General features: G+C 54.2%; 3 protein-coding genes. All 3 read right to left on the bottom strand.

Features of this window, described 5'->3' with window-relative positions; genetic code table 11:
* On the bottom strand, nt 1-1,403 hold a 1,403-nt coding region (locus AC23NW_RS05095), incomplete at its 3' end, for an FG-GAP repeat domain-containing protein (RefSeq protein WP_487448114.1).
* 378 nt (nt 1,404-1,781) lie between these two features.
* Complete coding sequence (locus AC23NW_RS05090; RefSeq protein WP_487448112.1) at nt 1,782-5,885, bottom strand: ATP-binding protein; 4,104 nt, start codon at nt 5,883-5,885, stop codon at nt 1,782-1,784.
* A gap of 181 nt (nt 5,886-6,066) precedes the next feature.
* The coding region (locus AC23NW_RS05085; RefSeq protein WP_487448110.1) for a hypothetical protein at nt 6,067-6,894 on the bottom strand (828 nt) is incomplete at its 5' end.

Raw genomic sequence — 6,894 nt, 5'->3', positions numbered from 1 at the left:
CTCACCGGAAAGACCCCTGTTTGGGTTGGTCTGCCGCCGATGGCCCGGTAATTATCAGCCACTGTAGCGACACTTAATCCCGGCGGCAAACCGCCAAAGCTGAACGAGTACGTATCCGCCCCGGTGATTGACCAGGCGAAGGCATTGTATAGATCTATCCCCGCCGTCGCTGTGGCCACTGTCGGGGTGTTCACCGTCAGGCTAGGGCAGTTGACGGTAATCGTGAACGGCGGCGCTACCAATGAACAGCCGTATGCATTAGTCACCGTCAGACTCACCGGAAAGACCCCTGTTTGGGTTGGTCTGCCGCCGATGGCCCGGTAATTATCAGCCACTGTAGCGACACTTAACCCCGGCGGCAAACCGCCAAAGCTGAACGAGTATGTATCAGCTCCGGTGATGAACCAGACAAAGGTGTCGAATGCATCTGCACCTACCGTCGCTGTGGCCACTGTCGGTGTATTCACCGTCAGGCTAGGGCAGTTGACGGTAATCGTGAACGGCGGCGCCACCAATGAACAGCCGTATGCATTAGTCACCGTCAGACTCACCGGAAAGGCCCCTGTTTGGGTTGGTCTGCCGCCGATGGCCCGGTAATTATCAGCCACTGTAACGACACTTAATCCCGGCGGCAAACCGCCAAAGGTGAACGAGTACGTATCCTCACCGGTGACGAACCAGATAAAGGTGTCGAACGCATCTGCACCTACTGTCGCCGTGGTCACTGTCGGTGTGTTCACCGTCAGGCTCGGGCAGTTGACGGTAATAGTGAACGGCGGCGCAACAAACGAGCAACCATCTCCATTCGTTACCGTCAGACTCACCGGAAACACACCGATTTGCACAGGTGTGCCATTTATCTCCCGGTAATTATCATGTTCGGTAACCACACTTAATCCCGGCGGCAAACCGCCAAAGGTGAACGAGTACGTACTGGATCCGGTGACGGACCAGATAAAATCGACAGGACTATACGCTCCGACTGTTATCGTGGTCACCGTCGGGGTGTTCACCGTAAGGCTAGGGCAGTTGACTGATACATTTGCCCCCCCCGAATTTATACTTATCCAATCAGGATTGCCGTTCGTCTTGAGATCAGCCACAGCTACTGAACGTGGGGTATTCCCAACGGCGAATGTAGTTGATACGCCAAAACTACCTGTCCCGTCACCTGCCCCCCCGGATACAGTATCGCTATCCGGATTGGCAGTAATAATCTCTTTTTTTTCATCATCATTTACATCAGCGACCACTACTGAACGTGGGCTATCGCCTGTAGTGTAGGCAGTAGAAATGCCAAAGGCCTGACTCCGGGCAGGTGTACTAAACAGAGCAAATGAAAATAAAATCACGCCAAAAACAATGACATGGCGAAAGCTGTACCAGGTAGATATTTTTATCATGAGCATTAGAACTGAGTAAGCGTTTAACTATCGCTGGTTTGTAGACTGTTTAATAAAGGACTTTTTGAGGATTCCCGGCTCAGGGCAGATCCGCCGGGAAAGGACAAAATGATATAGATAATCTGCCGGGTGAAAGCATCGGTCTCCGCCAGACGGCCGTTGCATGGTCAGTAAAGCGTAATGATTTTTCATAAATGCATAAGTGGTTTGGGAAATCCTTTCCGGAGAAATAGCTATCCCAAAAATCCCCCGAAACCCGCTTCCGCTGTTAACCCATTTCGGACATTCTTTTGCTCATTTTGGACATCCGGCATTTTTTGCCAAAAAAAATGGCCCCAAACGGGACCTTAAATATCCAAAAACCAACAAAAAAGTCACTTATACCCTTTTCCACTCCTCCCCGGAGTAGGCCGACGGCAATACCCCGAATTTCTCCTGAAAGATGCGGCTGAAGTACGACGGGCTCTCAAAACCAACCTGATATGCCACTTCGGCAATACTCAGATTCTCCTGCCGGATCAACAGCGCCGAACGATCCAGCCGGCGGTTCCGGATAAACTCTACCGCCGTCTGCCCCGTCAGCGCCTTCAGTTTCCGTACCAGCTGACGCTGGCTCAGATTCAGGCTCTGACTCAGTTGCTCTACCTCAAACGTACTATCCGGCAGGTTGCTGTCCACCATGGTCTGTACCCGCTCAAGAAAGTCATTTTCGGTCGCGATCAACTGTTCATTACCAGGTGCCGGTGCCATCGTCAGACCCAGCCGCTCCTGAAAGTACTGCCCCAGCCGCTCACGCTGCCGGATCAGGTTCCGTACCCGCACCCGGATTTCGGTGGCATCAAACGGCTTGGTGAGGTACTCATCCGCTCCCAAACCAAACCCTTCAATCCGGTCCTGAACGGTCGCTTTCGCTGTCAGCATCATCACCGGAATATGACTTGTGGCCACCTGCGTTTTCATGATCCGGCAAAAGCCGAAGCCGTCCAGCCGCGGCATCATCAGGTCGCAGATGACCAGATCGGGGGTTACGTCGGTAGCCTTCTCCAGCCCCTTCTGCCCGTCTTCCGCTTCCATGATCACATAGTCGTCTGCGAAAATCGTCCGCAGATACGTCCGGATATCGGCGTTGTCGTCAATAATCAGCAGGATTTTCTCCGGCGGCGTACTGGCCGGCGCCGTACCCTCAGACAGGGAGTCCGGCGGGCCGGATAACGCTTCTTGCGGCTGAACCGACAATACCGGCGGTACATATACGTCCGGAGCCACCGCCGGCGTTAGCGGAAGGACTACCCGGAATCTGGTACCCTGCCCCTCCGTACTCGTCACATTGAGCGTCCCCTTCAGTACCGTCACCAGCTCATGTACCAGCGCCAAACCGATCCCCGTACCTTCGTACAACCGGCTCTCGCCCGCATCCGCCTGATAGAACCGGTCAAAAATCCGCGGCAGCTGCACCGCCGGAATACCGATGCCGGTGTCGGAAACGACCAGTTCCAGCATGGGTTTTTCCGGCGGGTAGGCCACTTCCATCCGGACCATCCCTCCTGCGGGCGTAAACTTAAAGGCATTCGACAGCAGGTTGGTCAGGATCTTTTCCAGCTTGTCACGGTCGGCATAGGCCCAATACGATGCCTGTTGCTGATCAAACGCAAACCGGATTGACTTACTCACGGCCATGGACGTATACGAGCTGGCCAGTGTTCTGATCAACGACGCGACATCCATGACTACAGTATCGACCTGCATGTTGCCGGCCTCCAGTTTACTCAGATCGAGCAGTTGATTTATCAGCGACAGTAAACGGCGGCCGTTGCGCTCCATCATCGACAGTTCGGTGTCGCTCAACTCCTTATTAATGCGGTTACTTAACGGCCCCAGAATCAGGGTCAGCGGTGTCCGGAACTCATGCGAAATATTGGTAAAGAAGCGGGTTTTCAGCGCATCCAGCCCGGCCAGCCGCCCGGCCTCCTGCTGCTCAAACGCAACCTGTTGCTGTAACAACAGCCGCTGTGTCTGGATGCGGTAGGCCTGTAAGACCACTACACTGATCACAACCAGATAAAACAGGTACGCCCACCAGGTCCGGTAAAACGGCGGATGTACCCTGATTTGAAGGGTTACCGGTTTACTCCAGACCTCTCCGTCGGCAGATCCGGTCATTTCGAACGTATAGGCCCCATCGGGAAGGTGCGTATAGTTGGCAAACCGGTTTACCCCCGACTCTACCCACTGCGCGTTGACGCCGCCCAACCGGTACCGGTAGCGGTTCTTTCCCGGGTTCCGGTAATCCGACAACCCGAATTCCAGCGTCAGAATGTCCTGATTGTGATCCAGATCAATCCGCTGCGTATACGCAATGTTTTCCGGTAAAATCCCCGTATCATCCCCCGGTCTTACCGGCTTATTATTCACCAGTAACCCGATGAGCCGCACCACCGGCGGTGTTGCCGTACGATTCAGGATATCACGCGGATTGAAGACGGTCAGCCCATTCACACCACCAAAGAGCAGTTCTCCCGTCGGCAACTTCAGAAAAGAAGCCGTATTGAACTCATCATCCTGTAGCCCATCGCTTTTTGTATAGCTGTGGAACACACGACTCTGTGGATTATACCGTGCGACGCCCCGGTTGGTACTCAACCAGAAATTCCGGAAATCATCCACCAAAATTCCGTACACAACTTTATTGGGTAATCCATCGGCCTCGGTTATATGACTCCAATGGCCCGTTTGTTTATGCAGTTTGTTCAGACCGCCCCCTTTGGTGCTTACCCATAGGTACTGGTTAGGTTCGTAAGGATCATCTACCGCACACGATACAGCGTCGTGGCTAAGGCTATTGGGGTCAGTTTTACTTTTGGTATAAGCCGAAAAACGGGGAGCTAGCAGCGGATTTTCCGCCCGGATTAGTCCTTTGTTCGTGCAGATCCAAAGCGTTCCGATGCGATCTATGTGCAGGTAATAGGTTTCTATCACAGCCCCGCCCTTAGGCAACAGCGACGCATAGCTGTAGACCCGGAACTGAGCCGTGACCGGATTAAAGCGCATAATCTGCCCGTTGGCCATCCCGAACCAGAGCTGCCCCTGCCGGTCTTCCAGCGCGTAAGTGCCCACATACTCCCCCGCACGGATCCCGGCCGGCACCGGAATCCGCTTCCGCAGTTTCCAGTCGCTGCTGTATTCGAGCAGATCATAGTGTGCCGGGGTGTCTCCGTCAATCAGTACCCGGAAATCGCCCTTCCGGTCCTGAACAATGTAGTGTTTCAGCGGGACCGGCAGCCCGATCGGCGGATCTTCCATATTCACCAGCCGGTTGTTGGCGAAGTCGACTTCATCAAAGTAATACCCCTGACGAACATAAGTGCGTTTTTGGCGATCCTGTATCAGATAAGACAGCGACCGTCCCGGTAAAAAAGACCGGAATCCGCTCATGACGGGGTCGAACTTCCGTAAGCCGTACCCGGCGGTACCGACCCAGAGCAATCCGGTCTGATCCACCAGCAGGGAGGTAATGATATAAGATTGCGGCAACCGCCCGATGGCATTCCCGGCGTCCAGCCGTGTTTGCCGGAACAAGTCTGCCGGCGACATAATCCACAGCAGGTCACCGGAGAAAACAGCGACCTGACCGGCGTTGATAAACACGATTTTAGAAGGGCTTTTCCGGCTGATTGCCGGCAGCGGGATGACCCTGTGTTCGCCCTTATACCACCCGTGAACAGCACTGATGGTAGACGAAAACCAGTATCCTCCGCCGACGGCGTCTGAGCTGGCATCCAGATTCATGGCTGGACTCATCACCCGGTTTACCGGTATCAGCCCAGCCGGATGACGCCAGTTGAAGCGATACATGCCAAAGGTTGACCCCAACGTCGCTTGTCCATTGGCGTGATAAACAGCGTGTGTTACCTTGACATACACCTGCCCGTTATAATCATTCGCCGGCAGGCTGAACTGCTCAATTCTTACCTCACGGGTAAAATTGGCACTTGCCGGAAAACCAGTTTGCAAGGCAGGCGGCAGGGTGATGCGAAAAAGTTTATTTTTGTTGGTACAAACCAGCAGATGTCCGTCAGGGTCTTCGCTCATCCATCGTATTTCGTAATTGCCGGTATTGCCATCGGTCTGATCACGGATGTTAAGATGGTAGAAGCGGTCAGTTTTTACATCTACGAGATTAAGCCCCTGGCTGAACGTGCCAACCCAGAGACGACCGTGGTGATCCACCAGCAACGAGGTGCAGTTTTCTTCAGAAAGACTGTATTCATTGTAGGAGTCAGGGGTATATACCTTAAAATTATAACCATCATACCGGTTCAATCCATCTTTGGTTGCTACCCAGATAAACCCTTTCCGGTCCTGCTTCATATCAAACACCATCCCCTGCGACAGTCCGTCGGAAATGGTTAGCTCCTGCCAGCCTTTAGGCTGTGCTATAGCCAGGAGCGGGAACAACAAAAACAGGTAAACAAAACGCTTCATACTTTGCCTTTAACCGGCAAAGTAAGCCATTTTTGCTTTTCAGACAGGCTGTTTATCTACAAAAACGCATCCTTTCATTTTATTGACATATTGTGTTCTGTGCTTATTTTCAACTACTATCCAGGGAAAAGCAGCCACGTGGCAACTGTGCGGCGGCCACGTGGGGCCGCCCGTACGGTTTTTATGGGCAGGCGGTACCGGTCACGGCAACCGTCTGTCTCACCACGCAGTTACCGCTGTAGACCGTCAGGGTGTAGGTGCCCGGCTTGACCACATCCGGGAATACTACCGTACGCTCTCCCGCTGTCCGGAACACTACCGAAAAGACATACCCCGACGGCCCCGTCAGCACGTACCGGTCGCCGGAGCCAATACTCTGTACCGAAACCGAACAGACACCGCTGCCCAGCGTACCTGATGCCTGCACGCTGCTGATCACCGGCTGCACACCGCCTTCAACTACCGTGACTGTGTTTGACGCCACGCAGCCTGACTGACCGGCAACCCCCGTGTAGCTGCCGCCAACATTGACGTTGAAGACACCGGTGCTGTTTGTCTGGTTGTAACCGGCAGGACCCAGCAGCGTAAAGCTCGTGGCGCCCGATGCCTGCACCCGTACCGTGGTGGTCGTTACCCCGCAGCCTAACGCACCACCGGTAGTCACAGTCGCTGACGCCGGTAGCAATGCCGAAACCACCGCATTGGCGACCGCTGTACACCCCCCCGCACCGGTTAGTGTCACGGAGTAGGTATTGGCTACCGATACCGAAATGGCGGCACTTACTTCTCCCGTTGACCATCGTGCATCACCCGTTCCGACCACCGATAAAACCGCCGATGGACTGGCACACGTCAGCGTCACCAACGATGGGGTGATGCTCAGACTTGGCGGAGTCGTGTTCCTGTATACCGTCGTTGCCGCCGAAGTCGTGCAGCCGTTGCTGCCGGTAATCACCACCGAATAAGCCCCTGCCGCATTCACCGTCGCCGAATTTCCGCTTTGGGCTAC

It is taken from the genome of Arsenicibacter sp. R0_47, from assembly GCF_057652235.1.
Note: the sequence above shows the minus strand (reverse complement) of the source record. Positions and strands in the feature narration are given on the sequence as shown.